This window comes from Streptomyces sp. CO7, assembly GCF_053474865.1.
The window spans coordinates 164,978-168,182 of the sequence record NZ_JBRIOU010000002.1 but is presented as its reverse complement, the minus strand read 5'-3'; the positions used below and the strand labels follow the sequence as shown (position 1 = coordinate 168,182).

The 3,205-nt window shown below is 74.5% G+C and carries 4 protein-coding genes; 3 read left to right on the top strand and 1 reads right to left on the bottom strand.

Translation table 11 applies throughout. From position 1 onward, the window contains the following. The first annotated feature begins 18 nt into the window (after positions 1-18). Both ACOV8S_RS02665 and ACOV8S_RS02660 read left to right on the top strand, forming a co-directional pair. The gene (locus ACOV8S_RS02665; protein ID WP_448317330.1) at positions 19-933 is read left to right on the top strand and encodes an MBL fold metallo-hydrolase; all 915 of its coding nucleotides are present in this window, start codon (positions 19-21) and stop codon (positions 931-933) included. Between the two features lie 46 nt (positions 934-979). Then, positions 980-1,135, top strand: a complete 156-nt coding sequence (locus ACOV8S_RS02660; protein ID WP_351113179.1) for a hypothetical protein — start codon at positions 980-982, stop codon at positions 1,133-1,135. Between the two features lie 87 nt (positions 1,136-1,222). Here the strand turns inward: ACOV8S_RS02660 and ACOV8S_RS02655 are convergent, their stop codons facing one another. Then, positions 1,223-1,687 (bottom strand): nuclear transport factor 2 family protein, encoded by a 465-nt coding sequence (locus tag ACOV8S_RS02655; RefSeq protein WP_351113178.1) that lies wholly within the window; start codon positions 1,685-1,687, stop codon positions 1,223-1,225. Positions 1,688-1,825: 138 nt separating this feature from the next. Here ACOV8S_RS02655 and ACOV8S_RS02650 point away from each other — a divergent pair, with 138 nt between their 5' ends. Beyond that, positions 1,826-3,181: a hypothetical protein gene (locus tag ACOV8S_RS02650; RefSeq protein WP_448315896.1), complete on the top strand. Its 1,356-nt coding sequence runs from the start codon at positions 1,826-1,828 to the stop codon at positions 3,179-3,181. The last annotated feature ends 24 nt before the right edge of the window (positions 3,182-3,205 follow it).

Sequence of the window (3,205 nt, the reverse complement as noted above, 5' to 3'; positions counted from 1 at the left end):
GCCCCGGCCTCCCCCGGGGTGGCCAAGGCGGCGCCGGGCAGCCTGACGCGGGTCGCCGACGACGTGTACGCGTATGTCCAGCCGGAGGGCGGCTGGTGCCTGAACAACGCGGGACTCGTCGTCGGCGGCGGGCGCTCGGTCCTCGTCGACACGGCGGCGACCGAGGAGCGGGCCCGTCATCTGCGCGCGGAGGTGGAGCGCGTGGTGCCGGCGGGACCGGACTACGTGGTCAACACCCACTTCCACGGCGACCACACCTTCGGCAACGGCCAGTTCGTCCCGCGCGCCGTCGTCGTCGCGCACGAGGGGACCCGGTCCGACATCTGCGAGGCGGGGCTGGGCCTGCGGCACCTGTGGCCCGGCGTGGAGTGGGGCGACACGCCCCTGACCCCGCCGGACCTCACCTTCAGCGACCGCCTCACCCTGCACGGCGACGGCGGCCCGCGCACCGAGCTGTTCGACGTGGGCCCGGCCCACACGCCGAACGACGTCGTCGCCTGGGTCCCCGAGCGCGGGGTGCTCTTCACCGGCGACGTCGTCTGGTCGGGGGTGACCCCCTACCTCCTCATGGGCTCGATCACCGGTTCGCTCCGGGCGCTGGCCCGGATGCGCGCCCTCGCCCCCGAGGTGGTCGTCCCCGGACACGGGCAGGCCGGCGGCCCCGAGCTGCTGGACGAGACGGAGGCGTACGTGCGGTGGCTGGCGGAACTCGCCCGCGACGGGCTGCGCCGCGGAGTGAGCGCGCTGACCGCCGCCCGTGAGGCCGACCTCGGTGCGTTCGCCGGCCTGCTGGACTCCGAACGCCTGGTGGGCAACCTGCACCGGGCGTACGCGGAGCTGGAGGGGCTGGCGCCGGGCGCCCGGATCGACGTCGCCGCGTCCTTCAAGGAGATGGTCGCCTTCCACGGAGGCCTGCCCTCCTGTCACGCCTGACCGCCTCGAGCGGAGAGAAGACCTGCCCACCGAAAAGGAGTCGTCGATGGAGACGAATCTGCCGGACCGCGAGAAGACCGCCGCCGCGACCCTGCCGCCCCTCGGCGGTCCGTGCGAGGCACCCCGCTGGGTGGCCTGGCTGCTCGCCGGGGACCTCGACGACGACGGCTCGGAGCCGCACATCTGCCGCGGCATCGACTGAGCGCCGCGGCACATGGATGAGGGGCCCTCCGGCGGAGGGCCCCTCATCCATGTGCCGCGTGCCGGCGCCGGTGTCGGGCGGCAGCCGTCAGGCGGCCGCGGCGGCGGCGCGGGCGTCCGGACCGTCCTGGGTGATCACCCGGGAGCGGGTCAGCAGGGCGCCGTCCCGGCGGACGAGCACGTCGTCCACGGTGAAGGTGGGCTGGAAGGAGACCTTGCCCTCGCGGTCGGTCTGCGTGACCAGCGTGTAGTAGGAGACGCGGACGGTGTCCTCGTCGGCGGGGTCGGCCTCGATCAGGAGGTGGCCGAACCAGTGCCGGGTGGCGATGTCCTTGTACCGGGGCAGGGCCGCCCGCATCCCGGCGAGCATCTCCGCCCGGCCGCTCTGCCGCCGTCCGCCCGCGTGCACGATCTCGCCGTCCTCGGTGAAGGTCGCGGCGAACCCCTCGATGTCCAGGCTGTCGACCCGCCGCATCTGCGTGGCGTAGAAGGTCTGCACCTCGGCGTACAGGTCACCGGTGACCTGTGGGCGGATCCCGACCGACTGAGACATGGTGAACTCCCCTCGCTGCGGCGCCCCTTGCGGCTGCCGACCATCACCGCCCACCGTGCCGCACCCGGCTTCAGCCGCACTGGAGCACCGGTCGCGGTCCGGCCCCCGCACGCGGTCGGCCGCTGGAACACTGGCCGCATGGGCGGGGAGGCGATCGAGGCGTACGGGGCCGTGCTGGACGGCTCGCTCACACAGATCCGCGAGGCGTCGCGGGACGCGCGGACCTTCGACCGGGCGGCGGTTCACCGGGCGGCGGACGTGTGGGACAACAACACGTACCCGCTGTTCCGGGCGGCCGGGGCGAGGACCGCCCGGGGCCGCGAGCGGCGGGCGCGGACGGGGCTGCGTTGGATGTCCGAACTGGGGCCCGAGCGGCGGGAGTGGATGGTGGGCCTGCTGGGCCCGGGCGGTGAGCGACTCGTCCCGCCGGTGACCGCGCCCGTGGGCCCGGCCCGGGACCACCTGGGACTGGTCCGCCCGGAACCGGTGCAGCTCACCGCGGCGAGCTGCGAGGAGCTTGCCCTGGACTACCTCCTGCCGGGGGCCGAGGTGCGTCTGCTCCGGCTGGAACGGGAGGGCGACCGTCTGACGGCACTGGTACGACTGGCCGTGCCGCGCAGATTCACCGTGGACGGTGCGGACCAGGCGCCGCCGGCCCAGTTGACCGTCTCCGTCGAGGAGGTCACGGAGGCCCACTTCGACTCCTCGGACGTCTGCGGCGCCACTCCGACGGCCGGTGCCGACGGGGTGACGATAGCCCTCGGTGCGGGAGGCACGGTGAGCGGCGGCACGGCGACGACGTGGGTCGACGATCCGTGGTGGCATCTGTCCCGGGCGGGGCGGCGCGCGGCGGAGAAGGCGATCGGCGTGCCCGTCCTCGTGCCGCGACGAGGAGCACGACCGCACGGCGAGCTGAACGGGCCGGCTCTGATGGCCGCCACGGTCCTGTGGCACGCGATGATCCAGATGCGGAGGGTGCGGCTCGCACGCAGCGTCGGGGATCTGCACCTGCGGGAGATGTGCGACGCCTTCGACGGGGCAGGGGCGGCCGTGGTCGCCGCCGGGGCCAGGCGGACGTCCTGGTCCCGCGAGGCGGCGTTCGGACGGCTGCTCGACACGTGGATCGGCCGCACCGGTCCGGTCCTGCACAAGTGGCTCGGCTGGGTGCTCGACCAGCACGGGATGCCAGGGCTGCCTGCCAGGCACGCGGCTTGCGGACCGGCTCGGACGTCACCGTCCGGGCCTGCGGCGCTCCGGCTGGCCCAGTACACCGCCCCGCAGGAGAGATTGGGGTCGGAGCGACCGGCCGAGGCGTTGCTGCACCTGGCCGTGCCGTCCGGAGACGACGCGGAGACGCCGTGGCGGATGCACGTGCCGGAACCGTTCGAGCCCGCCCGCTTCCGTCTGCGCACCGAGGCCTTCCGGGGTACGGGGCGGCTGGTCGCGGGGGACTTCGAGAACGGTCCGGGAGCCCTGGTGCTGTCGCCGAGGTGAGCCCGGGCGGCGAGGCCGCGGGGG

What these genes read in the sequence shown, in the direction of transcription:
- ACOV8S_RS02650 (WP_448315896.1), top strand. Translation starts at nt 1,826, where the DNA reads ATGGGCGGGGAGGCGATCGAGGCGTACGGGGCCGTGCTGGACGGCTCG.
- ACOV8S_RS02660 (WP_351113179.1), top strand. Translation starts at nt 980, where the DNA reads ATGGAGACGAATCTGCCGGACCGCGAGAAGACCGCCGCCGCGACCCTG.
- ACOV8S_RS02655 (WP_351113178.1), bottom strand. Translation starts at nt 1,687, where the DNA reads ATGTCTCAGTCGGTCGGGATCCGCCCACAGGTCACCGGTGACCTGTAC.